The organism is Spirillospora sp. NPDC048911 (assembly GCF_043198015.1).
Lineage (GTDB): Bacteria > Actinomycetota > Actinomycetes > Streptosporangiales > Streptosporangiaceae > Spirillospora.
Map to the genome: position 1 here is coordinate 563,565 of NZ_JBICUD010000003.1, position 19,181 is coordinate 582,745.

The 19,181-nt window shown below is 72.9% G+C and carries 16 protein-coding genes; 8 read left to right on the plus strand and 8 right to left on the minus strand.

What is annotated here, in order from left to right:
* The first annotated feature begins 8 nt into the window (after positions 1-8).
* The 4 genes from ACGFNU_RS16645 (at position 9) to ACGFNU_RS16660 (ending at position 8,384) form a co-directional block, all read left to right on the plus strand.
* A complete protein-coding gene (locus tag ACGFNU_RS16645) occupies positions 9-1,379 on the plus strand; it encodes a cytochrome P450 (protein WP_392594352.1) in 1,371 nt (456 codons plus the stop codon).
* Positions 1,380-1,685: 306 nt separating this feature from the next.
* Positions 1,686-4,652 (plus strand): AAA family ATPase, encoded by a 2,967-nt coding sequence (locus ACGFNU_RS16650; protein ID WP_392594354.1) that lies wholly within the window; start codon positions 1,686-1,688, stop codon positions 4,650-4,652.
* A 188-nt stretch (positions 4,653-4,840) separates the two neighbouring features.
* Positions 4,841-5,935 (plus strand): alpha/beta fold hydrolase, encoded by a 1,095-nt coding sequence (locus ACGFNU_RS16655; RefSeq protein WP_392594356.1) that lies wholly within the window; start codon positions 4,841-4,843, stop codon positions 5,933-5,935.
* A gap of 16 nt (positions 5,936-5,951) precedes the next feature.
* The gene (locus ACGFNU_RS16660; RefSeq protein WP_392594358.1) at positions 5,952-8,384 is read left to right on the plus strand and encodes a GMC oxidoreductase; all 2,433 of its coding nucleotides are present in this window, start codon (positions 5,952-5,954) and stop codon (positions 8,382-8,384) included.
* A 72-nt stretch (positions 8,385-8,456) separates the two neighbouring features.
* Here the strand turns inward: ACGFNU_RS16660 and ACGFNU_RS16665 are convergent, their stop codons facing one another.
* Together ACGFNU_RS16665 and ACGFNU_RS16670 are read right to left on the minus strand one after the other, a co-directional pair.
* Positions 8,457-10,490 (minus strand): CehA/McbA family metallohydrolase, encoded by a 2,034-nt coding sequence (locus ACGFNU_RS16665; RefSeq protein ID WP_392594359.1) that lies wholly within the window; start codon positions 10,488-10,490, stop codon positions 8,457-8,459.
* Between the two features lie 169 nt (positions 10,491-10,659).
* Positions 10,660-11,211 carry a CGNR zinc finger domain-containing protein gene (locus ACGFNU_RS16670; protein ID WP_392594361.1) on the minus strand — a complete coding sequence of 184 codons (552 nt, stop codon included), beginning with the start codon at positions 11,209-11,211 and terminating at the stop codon, positions 10,660-10,662.
* A 71-nt stretch (positions 11,212-11,282) separates the two neighbouring features.
* Here ACGFNU_RS16670 and ACGFNU_RS16675 point away from each other — a divergent pair, with 71 nt between their 5' ends.
* On the plus strand, positions 11,283-12,059 hold the full coding sequence (locus tag ACGFNU_RS16675) for a class I SAM-dependent methyltransferase (RefSeq protein WP_392594363.1): 777 nt from the start codon (positions 11,283-11,285) through the stop codon (positions 12,057-12,059).
* Positions 12,060-12,077: 18 nt separating this feature from the next.
* On the opposite strand, the gene ACGFNU_RS16680 is transcribed toward ACGFNU_RS16675, so the two are convergent.
* The 3 genes from ACGFNU_RS16680 to ACGFNU_RS16690 all read right to left on the minus strand — a co-directional run bounded on the left by ACGFNU_RS16680 (position 12,078) and on the right by ACGFNU_RS16690 (position 14,035).
* On the minus strand, positions 12,078-12,632 hold the full coding sequence (locus ACGFNU_RS16680; protein WP_392594365.1) for a hypothetical protein: 555 nt from the start codon (positions 12,630-12,632) through the stop codon (positions 12,078-12,080).
* A 182-nt stretch (positions 12,633-12,814) separates the two neighbouring features.
* Entirely contained in the window at positions 12,815-13,249 is a 435-nt protein-coding gene (locus ACGFNU_RS16685) for a PPOX class F420-dependent oxidoreductase (protein WP_392594367.1), read from the minus strand.
* A gap of 81 nt (positions 13,250-13,330) precedes the next feature.
* Positions 13,331-14,035 carry a hypothetical protein gene (locus ACGFNU_RS16690; protein WP_392594368.1) on the minus strand — a complete coding sequence of 235 codons (705 nt, stop codon included), beginning with the start codon at positions 14,033-14,035 and terminating at the stop codon, positions 13,331-13,333.
* Positions 14,036-14,337: 302 nt separating this feature from the next.
* Between ACGFNU_RS16690 and ACGFNU_RS16695 the strand changes: the two genes are divergently transcribed.
* The 3 genes from ACGFNU_RS16695 (at position 14,338) to ACGFNU_RS16705 (ending at position 16,548) form a co-directional block, all read left to right on the plus strand.
* Positions 14,338-15,168, plus strand: a complete 831-nt coding sequence (locus ACGFNU_RS16695) for a hypothetical protein (protein WP_392594370.1) — start codon at positions 14,338-14,340, stop codon at positions 15,166-15,168.
* 166 nt (positions 15,169-15,334) lie between these two features.
* Positions 15,335-15,823 (plus strand): sigma-70 family RNA polymerase sigma factor, encoded by a 489-nt coding sequence (locus ACGFNU_RS16700; RefSeq protein WP_392594919.1) that lies wholly within the window; start codon positions 15,335-15,337, stop codon positions 15,821-15,823.
* Complete coding sequence (locus ACGFNU_RS16705; protein WP_392594372.1) at positions 15,820-16,548, plus strand: anti-sigma factor family protein; 729 nt, start codon at positions 15,820-15,822, stop codon at positions 16,546-16,548. Before ACGFNU_RS16700 ends, ACGFNU_RS16705 begins: the two co-directional genes overlap by 4 nt.
* Before the next feature lie 4 nt (positions 16,549-16,552).
* Here the strand turns inward: ACGFNU_RS16705 and ACGFNU_RS16710 are convergent, their stop codons facing one another.
* From ACGFNU_RS16710 to ACGFNU_RS16720, 3 genes are all read right to left on the minus strand, one after another.
* Complete coding sequence (locus tag ACGFNU_RS16710; protein ID WP_392594374.1) at positions 16,553-17,245, minus strand: hypothetical protein; 693 nt, start codon at positions 17,243-17,245, stop codon at positions 16,553-16,555.
* A 149-nt stretch (positions 17,246-17,394) separates the two neighbouring features.
* Positions 17,395-18,228 (minus strand): ABC transporter permease, encoded by an 834-nt coding sequence (locus ACGFNU_RS16715; protein ID WP_392594376.1) that lies wholly within the window; start codon positions 18,226-18,228, stop codon positions 17,395-17,397.
* Complete coding sequence (locus tag ACGFNU_RS16720; protein WP_392594378.1) at positions 18,225-19,178, minus strand: ATP-binding cassette domain-containing protein; 954 nt, start codon at positions 19,176-19,178, stop codon at positions 18,225-18,227. Before ACGFNU_RS16720 ends, ACGFNU_RS16715 begins: the two co-directional genes overlap by 4 nt.
* Positions 19,179-19,181 lie beyond the last annotated feature (3 nt).

The window sequence follows — 19,181 nt, forward strand, 5'->3', positions numbered from 1 at the left end:
GTCCCCCGATGCCAGCTCCCCCCGGTTTCCGCCTTCCCCCGCCGCTCCAGGTCGCCTGGCTGATCAAGGATCCAGCGGGCTTCTACGAGGCGGGGCGGCGCCGGTACGGTCCCGTCTTCCAGGTCCGCTTTCCCGGCCTCCCGCCCGAGGCCTGCGTCGCGAGCGCCGAGCTCGCCGAGGAGGTGTTCGCCGTCGACGGCGGCGCCGGGCGCGCCGGTGACATCCGCCGCACCTTCGTGGGGCCGCTCGTCGGCGAGGAGTCGCTGCTCTGCCTGGACCGCGAACCCTGGTGGCGGCACCGGCGGCTCATCAGCCCGCCGCTGCACGGCCGGGCCGTCGCCTCCTGGCGGGACACGATCGCCGAGATCGCCGCGGCCGAGGTCGCGGGCTGGCCGGCCGGCACGCCGTTCGCGCTGCGGACGCGGATGGAGCGGATCACCCTCGAGGTGATCATGCGGGTGGTCTTCGGGATCCGGGACGCCGAGCGGCTGAGCCGGCTGCGGGTCCTGCTGCCGGAGCTGATCGCCCTCGGCGGATCGGCCGCCCTGCTGCGGCTGCCGCCGAAGACGCGCGAGCGGGCGCTCTCCTCGCCGGCGCTGCTGCGGATGGGGGCGCTCCCCACCACGCGGTACGTCCGGGCACGGGACGCGGTCGACACGATCCTGTACCAGGAGATCGCGCGCCGCCGGGCCGCGCCGATCCCCGGCGCGACCGACGTGCTGTCCCAGCTGGTGGCGGCCCGTGACGAGCACGGCGAGCCGCTGACCGACCAGGAGCTGCGCGACGAGCTCATGACCCTCCTGCAAGCGGGTCACGAGACCACCGCCACCGCCCTCGCCTGGACGTTCGAGCGGCTCCTCCGGACGCCGGAGGCACTGGACACACTGTGCGAGGAGCTGACGGTCGACGACGACGGGCCCTACCTCGGCGCGGTGGTGAAGGAGGCGCTGCGCGCCCGGCCGGTGATCCTGGGCGCGCCCCGGACGCTGGACGAGCCGGTGCGGATCGGCGGCTACGACATCCCGGCGGGCTGGTACGTCTCCGCCTCGATCCCGCTCATCCTCAGCGACCCGGACGTCTTCCCGGAGCCGGGCGAGTTCCGCCCCGAGCGGTTCCTCGGCGAAAACGCGGCAGGGGCGAACAAGGGCTGGGTGCCCTTCGGCGGCGGCCGCCGCTACTGCGCCGGGGCACAGCTGGCGACCCTGGAGATGCGGGTCATCGTCAGCGAGGTGCTGCGGCGGGTGCGGCTCACCGCCGTCCGGCCGGGCCCGGAGCGGCCCAGGCTCAAGAACGTCACGCTGGTGCCCGCGCGTCTCACCGAGGCGGTGGCGTGGCCCGTCAATGCCAGGTTCGGCTCGGTGGGCGTGGGCGGAGTGTGACGAACTCGGTACGGTTCTCATTTCCCGGTTGACAGAGCGTTCCCGACAGCGGTTGATAGCACTGGAAGGCCGACCGCGCGGAAGGCGGCCCGCGCTGGCCGGCGAAACGCCCGAGACGCGTGACCTGGAGGCGGTATGCCGCCGCGCGCCGGGCCGGTGGCTCGGTAAAGTGGCCCCCACGATTCCCGGAATCGTGACACGTGGGACAATCACGGCGTATCGACCGCCTGTCACTGGTGGGGTGTGGACATGGAGGGTCGTTCGGGCCGGTCGTCAGGCCGGTCATCAGCCAGTGGCCCCGGCAACGTGCCACTCGTCGGACGGCAGGACGTTCTCCACGTACTGGAAGAGGCGCTCGACGCCACCGCGGCGGGCTCCTTCCGGTTCCTGTCGCTGATCGGCGAGCCGGGCGCGGGCAAGACCCGCCTGCTCGGCGAACTGTCGGCGGCGGCGAGCGCCCGCAAGCTCACCCCGCTGTCGGGGCGGGCGGCCGAGTTCGAGCAGGAGATGCCGTTCGGCGCCGTGGTCGACGCCCTGGACGACCACCTCGAAGACCACGTCCCCGATCTCGCCCCCACCGCCGCGCAGTTGCTGGCCACGGTCTTCCCGGCGATGTCCGCGACGCTGACCGGCCAGCCGCTCCTGGGCACCGCCCCGCAGCCGCCTGCCCCCGTCTCCGGCGACGCCAACGGCGTGACCCACGTGGCCCGCTACCAGCTGTACCGGACGATCCGGCATCTGCTCGAAGAGCTGGCCGCCCCGTCCGGGCTGGTCCTCATCCTCGACGACGTGCACTGGGCCGACGACGCCACCATCGAGCTTCTCGACCATCTCGCCCGGCATCCGCCGCGGGCCAGCATCCTGATCGCCGTCGCCTACCGGCCGGCCCAGGCCGCGCCGCGGCTGGCGGCGCTCGTCCAGGTCGCCGTCGCCACCGGCGGCGGCGACCAGATCGTCGTGCGGCCGCTCACCGAGGCCGAGGTCGCCCAGCTGCTGGGGCCCGAGGTCGGGCGGGCCCGCTGCAAGGAGCTGTTCGAGGCCAGCGGCGGCAACCCCTTCTACCTGGAGGCGCTGGCGCGCAGCGACGAGCCCCTCGCCGGCGGGCCCCGGGAGAGCGACCTGGGCGATCTCCCGCCGGCCGTCCGCGCGGCCCTGCAACTGGAGCTCAGCGGGCTGTCGTCGGCGGCGCTGCGGGTGGCGCAGGGCGCGGCGGTGGCGGCCGACGAGTTCTCGCCCCTGCTCGCCGCGGCCGCCGCCGAGGTCGGCGAGGAGGTGGCGCTCGACGCGCTCGACGAGCTCGTCGCCCGCGACATCGTGCGGCCCGAGGCCGAGCGGTTCCGGTTCCGGCACCCGCTCGTCCGGCACGCCGCCTACGGGTCGGCCGCGGCCGGGTGGCGGCTGGCCGCGCACGGCCGCATCGCCGCCTATCTCGCGGAGATCGGCGCCCCGGCGGCGCTCCGCGCCCGGCATGTCGAACGGTCGGGACGGGTCGGCGACCGGGCCGCGATCATGACGCTGGTCGAGGCCGCCCGCGCGTTCTCCGGGCAGGCGCCCACCACCGCCGCGCACTGGCTGCAGGCCGCGCTGCGCCTGATGCCCGAGAACCTCGCCATCGACCAGGCCGAGGCCCCCGCCGGGTCGCCGGCGCTGCCGTCCCGCCTGGAGCTGATGCTCGAACTCGCCCAGGTCCAGTCGGTCGGCGGGCACCTGACCGAGGGCCGCGAGACCGCGCGGACGCTGCTGCGGCTGCTGCCGCTCGACGACCACCACCGCCGCGGCCGCGCCGCGCGGTTCGCCGCGCTGATGGAACGCCAGCTCGACCGCCCGCACGAGGCCCGCGCGCTGCTGCTCGACGAGCTGCGCCGGATGCCCGACCCGCGCTCTCCCTCGGCCGTGCCGCTGCGCATGCGCCTGGTCGCCGAACGCATGATGCGCCTCGACCATCGCGCCGCGCAGGCCGTCCTCGACCTGATGCCCGACAGCTCCGAGGACTGGGAGCCCAGCCTCGAACTGGCGGTCGCGTCACTGCGCGTCATGCCCGCCCTCAGCGCGTTCCGCATCGACGACGCGCTGCGTTACCGCGAGGCGGCCGACCGGCTGCTGGCCTCGGCGCCGGACGAGCACCTGGCCGAGTGGATGGACGCCGTCGCCTGGCTCTGCTGGGCCGAGACGATGCTGGGCAACTTCCAGAGCGCGGCAGAGCACTTCCGCCGCGCGGTGGCCGTGGCCCGCGCGACGGGGCAGCAGTACGTGGTGACGAACCTCCAAGCGGGGCTGGCCAGGTCGTACGGGATGCTCGGCCGCCTCGCCGAGGCGGCGGCCGCGGCCGAGGAGGCCGTCGAGGAGGCCCGCCTGCTGACGTCCGGCCAGCAACGGGTGTTCGCGCTCACCCAGCAGAGCCTGGTCGCCGGCTGGTCGGGCGACGAGCAGGCCGCCCTGCGGCACGCCGAGGAGGCCGTCGAGGTCGGGGCGGGCGTCGGCGAGTGGTGGGGCTCGATGGCCCGCTACGCCAGGGGGATGGCCCTCATCTCGGGCGGCCGGCCGGAGGAGGGCGAGCAGGCCTTCATGGAGGCGACCAACGGCTTCCAGCTGCCGATCTCCCTGGACCCCGGCACCCTGCTGTCGGTCTGCGAGACCATGGCCGGCGTCGAGGCGGGACGGGGACGGCATCCCGAGGCCACGGCCTGGGCCGATCGTGCCGACAAGCTCGTCATCCCGCGGCTCGACGCCAACAACGCGCTGGCCACGCTCGCCCGTGCGCACGCCCTCCAGGCCGACGATCCGGCGGCGGCGGCGCGCGAGGCGACCACCGCGGCCAAGGCGTTCGGCGCCGCGGGCCTGCGCGTGTGCGAGGGACGGGCCCGGCTCCGGGCGGGCATCGCCCACGCGGAGGCCAAGGACCGCACGGCCGCCCGCGAGGAGCTGCGGACCGCCAACGAGATCTTCACCGCCTGCGGCGCCCGCGCCCTCCAGGGGCTGGCGGCGCGCGAGCAGCGCCGGCTCGGCGTGCGCGTGCCGACGGCGGGCGGCGGCCGGAGCGCGAGCGGCCCCGGCGGGCTGTCCAAACGCGAGTCCGAGGTCGCCGCCCTCGTCGGCGAGGGCTACACCAACTCCCAGATCGCGGAGAAGCTCTTCGTCAGCGTCCGCACCGTCGAGACGCACCTCTCCCACATCTTCGCCAAGCTCGGCGTCACCTCCCGGGTCGGCGTGGTCAGCGCGCTCAACCGGACCGGCGACCCGGGCGCGGGCGACCCCGCCGAGCCACAGGACTGATCGCCGCGTCTTCGGATACCGGCGAGAACCTATCCGCTGTACGTCCCGTCTCAGAGATATCGGACGACTGCACGGATCCGGCGGGGAGCACAACTGATCAGGGTCGTGGGCACAAGTCAGGGTTTCCCACGATGCCGTCACGGCCGGCGGGCCGCATTATCTTCTGGGGCAATCACGGAGGCGACGACATGACAAGCACGATCGCGCGGTTCACTCTCGAAGGCGTCAAGGACGCCGACGTCACGGTGTACCCGTTCGCGACCGAGGACGGGCTCGGGCTGGAGCTGACGCGCTTCCTGCGCGCCGAGTCCGACGACGTCGTCCTGCTGGTCCATGGCCTGACCTCCGCGAGCGACGTGTTCATCATGCCGGAGCACCGGAACCTGGCGTCCCATCTGCTCGACAACGGCTACACCGACGTGTGGGCGCTCGACTTCCGGATGAGCGGCCGGTTCCCCTACGACACCGAGACGCACCGGTACACGCTGGACGACATCGCCCTCTACGACTTCCCGGCCGCGCTCCGGGTGCTGCGCCGCCAGATCGGCGACCGGCGGATCCACGTGATCGCGCACTGCCTGGGGTCGGTGTCGTTCACGATGAGCCTCTTCGGCGGAGCGGTCGACGGCATCGCCAGCCTCACCTGCAACAGCGTGTCGCTGACCCCGCGCGTCCCGGCGTTCTCGAAGCTGAAGCTCACCTTCGGCCCGAACTTCATGGAGTACGTCGTCGGCCTGCCGTTCATCGACCCGCGCTTCGGCAACGCGCCGGTCCTCACCCGCGGCTGGATGATGTCTCGGCTGATCTCGCTGTTCCACAACGAGTGCAAGGAACGCGCCTGCCACATCCAGAGCTTCCAGTGGGGCGCGGGCAAGCCGGCGATGTACGAGCACGAGAACCTGCTGCCGGTGACGCACGAGCGGATGGCCGACATCTGCTGCGCGTCCGGGCTCCACTACTACCGGCACATCCGCAAGATGATCCAGGCCGGCAACTCGGTGAAGTACGACCCGGACAACGCGCGGCACGACGCGCTCCCGGACGACTACATGGAGAACGCCGCCGACATCCGGACGCCGCTGCTGCTGCTCGCCCCCGAGCGCAACAAGGTCTTCACCGACTCCAACAACCACTTCCACCGGCTCCTGGAGAAGGCGGCGCCCGGCCGGCACGAGCTCGCGGTCCTGCCCGGTTACGGGCACCTGGACCCGCTCATCGGCAAGAACAGCCACATCGACGTCTTCCCGCGCATCGTCGACTTCATCAAGCGCCACGGCGCGTGATCGGACCGGCGGACACATGACGAAGCAGGAGCAGAACATGGAGCAGGTCGACGCGCTCGTCGTCGGCTCGGGATTCGGCGGCTCGGTCGCCGCGTACCGGCTGGCCGAGGCGGGGCACTCGGTCGTGCTGATGGAGCGCGGCCAGCCGTTCCCGCCGGGCAGCTTCCCGCGCTCCCCCGCCGAGATGGGCCGGGCGTTCTGGGACCCCGACGCGGGCCTCTACGGCATGTACGACGTGTGGAGTTTCCGGGGTTACGACTCCGTCGTGTCCAGCGGGCTCGGCGGCGGATCGCTGATCTACGCGAACGTGATGCTGCGCAAGCCCGAACGGTGGTTCGTCAACGAGACGCCGGACGGCGGATACGAGCCGTGGCCGATCACCTATGACGACCTCGATCCGCACTACGAGGCCGTCGAGGCGATGATCGAGCCGTCCCGGTACCCGCTGGGCCGCGCTCCCTACGACAACACTCCCAAGGCTCACGCGATGCAGGACGCGGCCGCCGAGCTCGGGCTGGACTGCGACCTGCCACCGCTGGCCGTGAGCTTCGCGCCCGAACGGGGCGCCGCGCCGGGGCTGAGCCTGCCGATCGTCGATCCCGGCTACGGCAACTACCACGGCTCCCAGTTGCGCCGCACCTGCCGGCTCTGCGGCGAGTGCGACATCGGCTGCAACGACGGCGCCAAGAACAGCCTCGACCACAACTACCTGTCGGCGGCCAAGTACCACGGCGCCGACATCCGCACCTCGCACGAGGTGAAGGAGATCCGCCCGCGCGACGGCGGCGGGTACGAGGTCGACTACGTCCACCACGACGTCGACGACCGGCTGATCAAGCGCAGGCTCAAGACGATCGCCTGCAAGCGGCTCGTCCTGGGCGGAGGGGTGTACGGCACGACCCTGCTCCTGCTGAGGTCGCGCAAGAACCTGCCGGGCATCAGCAAGGCCCTCGGCACGCGCTACTGCGGCAACGGCGACCTGCTGACGTTCCTGCTCAAGGCGAAGGACCGCAACAGGGTCCGGCCGATGGACGCCAGCAAGGGGCCGGTCATCACCAGCGCGATCCGGCTGCCCGACGACGTCGACGGCTTCCCGGGCGCAGGGCGCGGCGCCTACATCCAGGACGGGGGCTACCCCGAGTTCGTCAACTGGATGGTGCACTCCTTCGACGGCACCATCGAACGCGCGCTGAAGTTCGTGATGGGCCGGGTCCTGGAGCTGTTCAAGTGGGCCCCGGACACCAGCCTGTCCCGGGAGCTGTCGGAGCTGATCGGCGACGGGGCGCTGACGATGAGCTCGCTGCCGCTGCTCGGCATGGGCCGCGACACCGCCGACGGCGTCCTGCGGCTGAAGGACGGCAGGCTCGACGCCCGGTGGACCACCGAGACCAGCGAGCTGCACTTCGAGCGGCTGCGCAAGACCATGCAGAGCATCGCGCACGTGCTCGGCGCCGACTACGCCGACAATCCCATGTGGTTCCGCAAGCGGATCATCACCATGCACCCGCTCGGCGGCGCCCCGATGGGCGCCACCCCGGACGAAGGCGTCTGCGACGCCTTCGGCGAGGTGTTCGGGTTCCCCGGCCTCTACATCGCCGACGGGGCGGCGATGCCAGGACCGGTGGGCCCGAACCCCTCGCTGACCATCGCGGCCATGTCGGACCGCATGAGCACGCGGCTGCTGGAGAAGGCGGCCGCGGAGAAGAAGCACACCGAAAGGACGCACCCTGTCACGGGGGCCGAGCCGGCCGCGGGGACCGGCTCGCCAGGCGGGGTGGAGGACGACTCGGCGTACGTGCCGGAGTCGGGGGAACTCGCGGGGCCACGGGGGGCCGCCGCGACGGAGTCCGGCCGTACGTCGCTGTCGTTCACCGAGGAGATGAAGGGGTTCATCACCTTCGGAGTGACCGAGCCGCGAGCCGGCGAGCTGAGCGAGGGCCGCGAGCGCATGGCGTTCCGGCTCACCATCACCGCCGAGGACGTGGCCCGTTTCCTGGCCGAGCCTGAGCACTCCGCGCGGGCCGAAGGGTGGATCGACGCCGCTGGCTGCGGGGGCCGGCGTCCCGTCCAGCGGGGCTGGTTCAATCTCTTCGCGTCCGCGGGCGCGGAGGACCGCCGTCTGATGAAGTACCGGCTGTACTTCACCGACGAGCAGGGCCGGCCCCGCACCCTCGCCGGGGAGAAGAACGTGCTGCACGGCCCGCCGACGCGGATCTGGCCCGACACCTCCACCCTGTACGTCAGGGTGCTGGAGGGCCACGTCGACGAGGACGGGGACGCCGGCGCCGTGGTCGCGGGGGCGGGCGTGCTGCACATCCAGCTCACCGACTTCGCCCGCCAGCTCACCACCTTCCGCACCGCGGGCCCCGGCGGCCCCGGCTCGCTGATCAGGTTCGGCCGGTTCTTCGCGGGCGAGCTCTGGGAGGTCTACGGCCCCGACCTCACCTGAACGGGGCTCCACGAACGTGCAGGACAAGGGAACTGCGGGGTGCCCTTGTCCTGCACCCATTTCTGCCCTCTCCTACCTGTCGAGACGTGCGCGGTAGACGGCGCGGGCGGCGTCGATCAGCTCGATGTGGCCGGACAGCTGCTCCTCGGTGTCGAGGCGGCCGTGCGTGCGGATCCTCTCTTCGAGGGCGTCCAGGTAGTCCAGGCACCAGCGGACGTCGCTCCGGCGGGCGACGTGGGCGCCGCCGACGTCGAGATAGACCGGGCTGGTGTGCGCGTACGAGCCGGAGTAGTGGTACGAACGCGGGTTGCTGGGGCCGGTGACGACCGCGACGACGTACGTGGGCTCGGCCACGACGAGCTCGGCCGTCAGCTCGTCCGGCGGGCCCTCGGCGAGGACGCCCTCGGCCGTGCGCACCTGGACGCCGGTGACCTCGGGGCCGATCGTCCGCACGGTGATCGTGACGCGCGTTCCCGGGGCGAGGTCGAGGGTGTGCCCCGGCCCGTGCCCGGCGACGTCGAGCTCCACGAACGGCCCGGTCGTCGCGAACGTGCGGCCGCGCCGGACGGCCTCGGCGAACGACTCCGCGGTCAGGGGGCCGTCGACGCGGGCGTAGACGCGTTCCCAGCCGGGCGGGCTCGACTGGCTGCCCCGGCGGTTGAACGAGAACATCGTGTCGGTGCCCGCCGTCACCGCGAGGGTGTTCCCGGCGCCGATCAGGTGGCGGTAGACGACCGCGGTGGCCTCGATCGAGGAATGGTTGAGCACGTCGAGGCTGTCGATGAGGCCGAGCGCCGCGTCCGCGACGGACTCGCGGGCCGAGCAGTTGCGCCCGGCGGTCAGGGCGGCGGGCGGCGGGTCGTCCTCGCCGAACGGGACGTGGAACGGGTGGCTGTAGCCCATGATGGCGCCGCGTTCCCGCAGTTCCCGGCAGGCGGCGGCGTTGGGCGGCCAGTCGACGGTGCCGAGGAAGCCGGTGTGGTAGCGCCCGGGCGGCTCGGGGACGCCGAACGCGTAGAGGTGCCCGAGCAGGTCGTTCCGGTATTCGACGCCCATCCTGGCGATGTGCGTGGCGTCGGACCACGGCAGGTCGCGGCCCGCCCAGTGTTCCAGCGCCTCCCGGTCGTAGACGCGCTCGGAGGCGACGTTGCCCGCGACGAGGTTGAGGACGTGCAGATCCTCCCCGTGCTGGAGGGCGGCGGCCTGCGCGGGGGTGCCGACGGCGTCGCCGGCCCAGTTCAGGTGGACGTGCAGATCGCCGCCGTACCATCCGCGTCCGGCGGCGTCGTAGAGCCGCCGCGGGACGAGCTCGACGAGGGTCTCCTCGCCGGCGCCGCCGCCGGGCGTGACCGTCCTCTCGACGATCTCGTACTCCATGCCGCGGGTGACGCGCACGGTCAGCGGCTCGGCCGCCGGGACGTCCACGACCAGGTCGTCGCCGTGGAAGTAGGGCATCCGGCCGGCGTCCCGGTTCGGCTCGGCGCCCTCGGGGTACCAGCCCTGGCCGTTCTCTCCGGCGACCGTCCATCGGCAGGGGAACCCCGCGCGCAGCCTGAGCCGCGCTGGGACGGCGGGCCGGGTGAGCGCGCCGAGCGCCACGGCCGCGCCGTCGACGGAGACCGCGCTGGCGCTGGTCACCGCGACCACCTGGGCGCCGCCTGGTTCGATCTCGTAGGCGTGGTCGTCCACGCGCACGGTGACCGGCTCCGTCCGCGAGGAGTCGACGAGCAGGTGCGTGCGGATCGGGCGGCCGTCCAGCACCGCCTGCGCGCGGGCGTCCAGGCGCGTGCCCTCAGGTGTGACGCGCAGCGCCGCGAGGTTGTCCAGCACCCGGCCGCCGAGGGTGTCGCGGATGATCCGCTGGAAGTCCAGGCCGGCGATGCGGGCGGCGAGCTCGTCGTCGGACGCGCCGGGGTGCAGCTCGGCGGCCCGTTGCACGCAGGTCAGCCAGAACAGGCTCTCGTCCACCATGAACGCGTCCACGTCCATCTGCCTGACGTACATGATGGGGTCCTCGCCCCAGGTCGGCCCGTGTTCGGCGAGGAGGTCCCGGTACTCCTGGAGGGCGCGCTTCACCTCGGGCGGCAGGGTCGGGTCATCGCACATGCCGTGTCTCCCGTTCGTCGAGATCGCGGTCAGCGTGACACGGAACGATCGGGAGGGAAACGGACCCGGCGGCGGGCGGGGGCGCTCTGTGACACCCGGGTGGAGGATCCTCCTCCCCGGTCCAAGAATCGCCCCGGCCAGGGCCCGACTTGGCTAGGAACCGACTTGGCTAGGACCCGGCGGCCCGCGCGCGGAACGCCGCGGTCTTGACGCGGTTCTGGCACGCCGTCGAGCAGAACCGGCGGGTGCCGTTGCGCGAGACGTCCACGTAGACACGGTCGCAGTGCGGCGCGGTGCACACGCCGAGGCGGTCATGGTGCCCGCTGTCGATGACCACCGCGAGACCGGTGGCGCACGGCGCCGCGATCTGCGCCGCGAGCGCGTCACCGCTGGCGTGGAAGTGCACGTGCCAGGGCTCGCCGTCGTGCCGGGCCAGGTGCGGTCTGGCGTTGTAGCGCTCGAGCAGGCGGTTGACCTGGTCAGCGGCCGCGTCGACGTCGGCCGCCGCGAACGCCTCGAAGACGGCGCGCAGCTCCCCGGCCGCCTCGGCGATCGCGTCGGCCTCGGCCGGGGTCGGCCTGCTCCACTTCAGCGCCTCCGTCGCGGCGGCGACACGGTCGCCCGGAACGTAGGGCCGGCCGCGCCGCTCGCCTTCGGTGAGCGCGTTCACCAGCGCCACGGCGTCGGCCACGACCCCATCGGTGTGACTGTTGAAGTCCACTTGACCAGTTACCTTTTCTCGATCTACGATGTGACTGTTCAAAGCCTACTCGGCAGTGACAGGAGGACGCCATGTCCACGCTGACCCCCGAGGTCGCCGACCGCTGGATCGACCGCTGGGACCGCCAGCAGGAGGGATTCCTGCCCGATCGCGAGGAGCGGTTCACCGCGCTGATCGACGCCGTCGAGGCGGGCGCGGGGCGGCCCGACCCGCTGATCCTGGACCTCGGCTGCGGCCCGGGGTCGCTGTCGGCGCGGTTGCTCGACCGGCTCCCGGCGGCCACGGTCGTCGCCATCGACACCGACCCCCTGCTGCTGGCCCTCGGCGCGGCCGTGCACGCGGGCCGGGCGGGCCTGCGGTTCGCCGATCTCGACCTGCGCACTCCCGGCTGGTCGGCGTCCCTGCGGCTGGACCGGCAGATCGACGCCGCGGTCAGCACCACCGCCCTGCACTGGATCCCCGGTCCCGAGCTGCGGGTCACCTACGGCGAGCTGGCCAGGCTCCTGCGGCCCGGCGGCCTCTTCCTCAACGGCGACAACTTCAAGGTCGAGGACTCGGCCCCCGCGATCGCCCGCCTGGACCGCTCGCTCCAGGAACGCGAGATCGCGCGCCGCTTCGCCGCCGGCCACCCCGAGGGCTGGCGGGAGTGGTGGGAGGCCGCCGCGGCCGACCCGGCCCTCGCCGCGTTCGTCGCCCCGGACGCCGTGGACGCCGCGGGCACCGACCACAACGGCCTGGAGTCGGGCCTGCTGTCCACCCACGTGGAGGCGCTGCGCGAGTCCGGCTTCGCCGAGGTCGGCACCCTGTGGCAGCACGGCGACAACCGGCTGCTCTGCGCCGTCCGCTGAGCCCACGTCCACGAGCCGTCACCGGTCCCGGGCCCAGGGGGTCCGGGACCAGGGCCTGAAGACCGACAGGACCACCATGGTCACGTACATCGTGAGCGACACGATCGGCGGGGCCAGGGAGTCGGGGCCGCCGTCGTCGAGGGGCGTGGCGATGGCGGCCTCGGCCGCCTCGTGCAGCCCCGGGCGGAGCGAGAAGATCGTGAGGGTGACCGCGGTCAGCGTCAGCACGACCTTGGCCAGCACCCACCAGTGGCGGGTGACGCCCCAGTGGGTGCCCAGCGACAGGACCAGGCCCGTGAGCAGCGTCAGCAGGCCCGCGGGGATCAGCAGCAGGTCGCCGAACAGCCGCATCGAGATGTAGGCGGCGCGCAGCGTCTGCGGGTCCTCGGTGGCCAGCCCGGTGATCGTCAGCGTGAGCAGGCCGATGTCCAGGCCCAGCCAGGTGATCGAGACGATCAGGTGCAGGACGAGGTTGGCCTTGCGGGCGCGGGGTGACATGCGCCAGTGCCCGAGGTTCGCGCCGCGGCGGGACGGGGACCTGGCCGGAGCCTGCGTGCTGGTCGTGGTCGTCATGCCCACGACGGTGCCGGTGCGGTACCCGGCGGGGCGTCGCCCGGCCGGAGGCACCTTCGCTGCTCCGGACGGGGTAGCGGGCGGCCTCCGGCCTACTCTCCCGGACGTACCCGGGCGCGGCCGGGACCCGGCACGTCAGGACCCGGCACGTCAGGACCGCGGCAGGTCAGGACCGCGGCAGGTCAGGACCCGGGCGCCTGACCGTAGAGGCGCTCGACGTGCAGCCGGACGACCAGCCGCCGGTCGGCGACCATCGCGCGGCGGTAGTCGTCCCAGTCGGGATGTTCCTCGCCGCGGACGTCGCGGTAGACCTCGATGAGCTCCTCCACCGCCGCGTCGTGGGCGTCCCCGGCGACCTCGGACAGCTCGGCGGTGCCCTCGGCGACCACGTACGCCCAGCCGTCCGGGGTCATGACGTGCAGGCTGGCACGCGGATCGCGGCGCAGGTTGCGGGTCTTGGCCCGGCCGTCGGTGACCGAGATCCGGATCAGGTTCCGCGTCTCGTCGTAGTGATAGTTGATGTTGGACAGCTGGGGCCGCCCGTCCTTGCTCAGCGTGACCAGCACGCCGAGGTTCCGGTCGTTCAGCAGCTTCTTGAACGCCGCCTCGTTCGCCATCGGATGCGCCTCCCGCAGTGGTCCCTTTGCCAGGCTCAACCTACGGGCGGCGCCCCTGCTTCCCTCGCACGGACGGCCAGGTCACGCGTGTCGCTGGTGCGGGACGAGGGCCGGGAAGTCGTACACGCGCCCGCCATCGCCGCCGCCGCGAACCCTGCCGGCGGGCCGGTCGCCCGGCCCGTCCGCCCCTTCCTCGTCCGCGCCGGCGACCGGCCCCGTGAAGATGTGACCGCGGAACGCGGCGCCCTTGGCCTTGACCTTGATGGCGTGGAACGCCGCGGGCGGCAGAGCGCAGAATCCGGTCTGCACCACGTCCTCGTAGAGCGAGTCGGAGACGACGTAGGCGAGGTCGCGGGCGGGCTCGTCCACCAGCAGCCGGCGCAGCGGACCGGCGTCCAGGAGCCGCTGCACGACGATCGGCGCGTCGCCCGCCGGGCCGAAGGGCCCCGCGGTCAGCGTGCCGTGGTGCAGCGACAGCCGGACGCGCAGCGGCGCCTCCGCCCCCCGCTCACGGTTGATCCCGTGCAGCGCGGCGGCCAGCCGGATCACGAAGTCGCCGGCCACCGGAGCCGGGTCGACGTCCTCGGGGAGCGTGGCCAGCTCGCCGTCCCCGCCGACCTGCTTGTCCCACCGGGCGCGGTCGAGCCCGACGGCCGCCGCGGCGCTGTCGAGCGCGTCGGACAGGTACTGCTGCGCGAGCAGCTGCTCGCGGGTGTCCCGCCTGCTGTACGCCTGGATGTCCACCGCCAGCAGCAGCCGGTAGACCAGGTGCCCGTTGCTGTTCACTCCATCGCCTTCCGGTCCTCCGAGCAAATCGGGCCCGGTGCCCTCATCCGCTCCACAGGGGACGCGGTGTTGCCGTCGCGGAGGATGGCGGCGAACGCATCCTTGGACGGACGGCACACGATCCATGGACCCACGGGTAAGGGACATATGGCAAACAAGTTAGGAGGGCGGCGGCGAAGCAGAGGCGTATGGGCGGTCTGTTGCCCTTGAGCCGACAACCTTGCCTTCGCGTTGAACCTCCCGGTGGCACACCCGCGTACTGCTTCCCGACGTGACACTTGGCTTCACAACGGAGGAGCACCATGGAGGTGCGGCGACGGGTCGCCCTGGCGGGCGGCGCGACGGCGGCGAGCTTCACGCTCGCCGCATGCGGCGGGTCCTACGGATTCGGCGTCTCTTCCTCGGATGGCATCTCTTCCCGGCGCGTGCCGGCGAACACCGCGCCGATCGGCGCGGTGCCCCAGGCGCAGACCACCGAGCGCAGCCTGCGCGCGATCACCCATTCCGCGCTGGGCCGCATGATCATGAACGGCGGCGGCCGCACCCTCTACCGGTACGACCAGGACACCGCGAACCCGTCGCGCTCGAACTGCATCGGCGCGTGCGCGCAGAACTGGCCGCCGGCGCGATGGTTCCCGGACATGAAGATCACCGGCGTGGACCGGTCCCTGGTCGGCCGGATCCAGCGCCCGGACGGGACCCTGCAGCTCACCGTCGCCGGCTGGCCGATGTACATGTTCACCAAGGACATCGGTCCCGGTGACGCCCGTGGCCAGGGCCAGAACGGCGCCTGGTGGGTGACCAGGCCCAACGGGGCCAAGAACCAGGCCTCCACCCGCGTCGCGCGCGAGTTCGCCGCCGGAGAGGCAACCGGGGCCGGAGGCGCCAACGGAGGCGGGACCGGTACCGGTACCGGCGCCGGGACTGGGAACGGCGTAGGAAACGGGAACGGCACTGGGACGGGCAACGGCACTGGCACCGGAAACGTCCCCGGAACTGGGAACGTCCCTGGGAACGGGACTGGAAACGTCCCCGGGAACGGCACAGGCAACGGGAACGGCACGGGGGCCGGGACGGGGAACGGGACCGTGGCCGGAGGCGGGTACGGAGGCGGATCGCCGCCGGGCGGCTGAGCCCGGCGCCCATCGCCCGACCGAGCACTCGCCCCCGTACCTCCCCACCCAGCCGGAGACCCCGATGGCCCACCGATCCCCCACCGCCGCACCGGACCGCCCCGCCGGCCCGTGGAGCTGGTTCCGCGGCTCGCGCCCGCCGGACGGCGTGGACGACCAGGTGATCGTGACCGAGCTCTACCGCGTGTACGGCCGCCCGCTGCTGTCGTTCGTGCTCCGCCTCACCGGCGGCGACCGGCACTGGGCCGAGGACGTCGTCCAGGAGACGATGATCCGCGCCTGGCGCAGCGCCGGGCAGCTCGACGAGAACGCCGCCTCGCTGCTGCCCTGGCTGGCGACGGTGGCACGGCGCATCGTCATCGACGATCAGCGCCGCAAGAACGCCCGGCCACAGGAGGCCGGCGAAGGCCCGCTGGAGAACCTGCGGGCCCCGGACGGGATGGAGAATCTCCTGCGCTCCGTGGTCGTCTCTGAGGCCCTGCTGTCCCTATCGCCCGCCCATCGAGAGATCCTCAACGAGACGTTCTTCCGGGACCGTACGGTGAACGAGGCCGCAGGCCATCTGGGCATCCCCGTGGGCACGGTCAAGTCACGGGTCTATTACGCGCTCCGGGCTCTTCGGGTCGCTCTGGAGGAAAGGGGCGTCACGCCATGACCGCCGGCACCCAGCACATCGACGTCGGCGCGTACGCCCTCGGTCTCCTGGAGGAGCCCGACCGGCGCGCGTTCGAAGCCCATCTGTCCGGCTGCCTGCCGTGCCACGAGGAACTGGGCGTGCTGCGCAGCGTGGCCGCCACCCTCGACGGCATCGCGCCGATCGAGGATCCCGTCCGCACCTTTCCCGCCGAGCCCGATCCCTCCAAGGTGTCGGACCTGCTGCAGCGCCGCGCCCGCCGGGAGCGGAGCCGCCGGATCTCCCGGACGATGCTCAGCGCGGCGGCCGGAGTCGTGCTCCTGGCCGGAGCGTTCGGCACGGGCCTCACGCTGTCGTCCAGTGACGACGGGCAGCAGCAGCCGCCGGCCAAGGCCGACGGCGGCGTCGCGGCCCTCCTGCAGAACGGGCATCGTGTCTCCGCGAACGACCCGGGCACGGGTGTCAACGGCACGGTGGCCATGGAGCCCAAGATGTGGGGCACCAACATCGGGTTCGAGCTGAGCAAGGTGCGCGGCCCGCTGGAGTGCGAGCTGGTGGCGATCGACAAGAGGGGCCGTGCGCACACGGTCATGGGCTGGTCGGTCCCGCGCAAGGGTTACGGGCAGCCCGACTCCCCCGCGCCGTTGACCGCGCAGGGAGGAACGGCCCTCAAGCCCAGCGAGATCGCGCGCTTCGAGGTGCGGACCATCGGCACGCAGCGCACGCTGCTGACGATCCCGACGTAGGGGCTCAGCCGCCGGGGAGGACGGCGGCCCGGTGGCGGGCGAGGGCCAGCGCGGGATAGCAGTCCTGCGGGATCTCGCCCGCGGTGTCGAGGGCGGCGCGTAGCCGCCTTCCGACCGCCTTGGGGTCATACGGCTGGACGACGCAGAGCTCGGCCTGCATCGCCTGCCTCGCGGCCGCCATCAGCGCGGGGACGTCCCCGACGATGACGATCTCGCTCGGCACGTCCCCGTGCGCCAGCCGCACGGCCAGGGCGTGGAGGTCGCCGCCGCCCTCGTACCGGAACTCGCAGATGAGACGGTCGCCGTCGAGCGGCCCCTCCTGGATCAGCCACACCTGGCCCGGCGTCACCTTGCCGAGGGCGCTCAGCCAGGACGGCTCGGCGAGGTTGCGCACCCCGTCGGCGGCCTTGCCGGCGGCGCGGCGGCCCTCGACCGGGCCGATCGCCTCCAGCGCCCGCAGGAAGGCGTAGGCCCCGGGCGTCCCGGCGGCCCGCAGGCTCATCATCAGGTCCGCCATCGCGGCCCGCCGCCCCCGCAGGTCGGGGGCGGCGGCCTCGAGGGCCCCGAGCTGGGCGGACGTCCACACCTCGGCCTGGAGCGCGCCCGGCAGCGAGGGCAGCTCGTCCGCCGCCCGGACGTACGCCTCGTACACCTCACGCAGTCCGGGCAACATCAGCCGGGGGCTCTTCGCAGTCACGCGCCCCAGGATACTGACCGGTAAGCAACCGCCCGTCAGGCACCTGACCGGGGGGCAACCGGCCGGCGGGCACCTGACCGGGCGCGCCCGACCGGGCAACAGCACCCGGCCAGGCGGCACCCGACCGGCAAGCGACGGGCCTCAGGGGCTCAGCGGGACAGGCGGCGGTAGCGGCGCACCGACAGCGGCAGGAAGACCGCGATGATCACCAGTGGCCAGAGCACCGCCAGCAGCAGGCTGTGCTCGCCGGCCCACGAGCCGGTGCTCGTCAGCCCCGGGTTGCCGAACAGGTCCCGCGTCGCGGTGGCCGTCGCCGACATCGGGTTCCATTCGGCGATCACGCCGAGCCAGCCCGGCATCGTGCTGGGCGCGATGAGGGCGCTGGACAGGAAGCTGATCGGCCAGACCAGGATCTGCACCGCCATGATCGACTCCGGTCCCTTGGCGACCAGACCGAGGAAGGCGCCCATCCAGAGCAGCGAGAAGCGCAGCAGGAGCAGCAGCCCGAACGCCATCAGCGCCTTGCCTGCGCCCTCGTGCCACTGCCAGCCGATGAGCAGCCCGCAGCCCATCATCACCGCCAGCGAGACCACCGAGTTGACCATGTCGGCGGCGCACCGGCCGACGACGACCGCCGACGACGCCATCGGCATGGAGCGAAATCGGTCGGTGACGCCCTTGGCCGCGTCGTTGGCGATCGCGGCGAAGGTCGCCTCCACGCCGAAGACCATGGTCATGGCGAACATGCCGGGCATGATGAACTCCCGGTAGTTGCCGCCGCCCGGCACGTTCATCTGGCCGCCGAACAGGTAGCCCATGATCAGGACCATCATCACCGGGAACAGCAGCCCGATGAGCAGTTCGTCGACCCGCCGGGCCCAGTGCGCGAACGCGCGCAGGGTGATCGTCCAGGCGTCGGCGAGGCCCCACCGGAGCCGCCCGGCCACGCCCTTCGGCGGTTCGGGGATCGAGATGACCGTCATGCCGATGCCTCCTCCTTGGTGAGGTGCAGGAACACCTCGTCGAGCGTGGGGCGCCGCAGCCCGATGTCCTCGACCGCGATCCCGGCGTCGGCCAGCGCCCGGACCGCCTCGGTGAGGGCCGCCACCCGCTCGGTGACGGGCGCGTCGATGCGCCGGGTGTCGGCGTGCACGTCGGCGCCGCGGCCGCCGATCCGGCCGATGATCTCGGCCGCCTTGGCGAGGTCGGGCGCGTCGCGCACCACGACGTCGAGCCGGTCGCCGCCGAGCCGGGACTTGAGCTGCGCCGGGGTGCCGGAGGCGATGATCCGCCCGTGGTCGACGACCGAGATGTCACCGGCCAGCTGGTCGGCCTCCTCCAGGTACTGGGTGGTGAGCAGCACGGTCGTGCCGCCGCCGACCAGCGCGCGGACGGCGTCCCACACCTCGATCCGGCTGCGCGGGTCGAGGCCCGTCGTGGGCTCGTCCAGGAACAGCACCGGCGGCGCCAGGATCATGCTCGCCGCCAGGTCGAGCCGCCGCCGCATGCCGCCCGAGTAGGTGGCCACGGGCTTGGCGGCGGCGTCCCGCAGCCGGAACCGCTCCAGCAGTTCGTCGGCCCGGCGCCGCGCCGTGCGCGTGTCCAGGTGGTAGAGCCGCCCGAACATGACGAGGTTCTGCCGGCCGCCGAGCACCTCGTCCACCGCGGCGTGCTGGCCGACCAGCCCGATCCGCGACCGCACCTTCGCCGCCTGCCGCCCCACGTCGTGCCCCGCGACCTCGGCGCGCCCGGAGTCCGGCCGGGTCAGCGTCGTCAGCACCCGGACCAGCGTGGTCTTGCCCGCGCCGTTCGGCCCGAGCACGCCGTGCACGGTGCCGGCGGGCACCGTGATGTCGACCCCGTCGAGGGCCTGGGTGTCGCCATATCTCTTGCGCAGCCCCTCGGCCACGACCGCGAACTCTGCGGAGCCCATCGC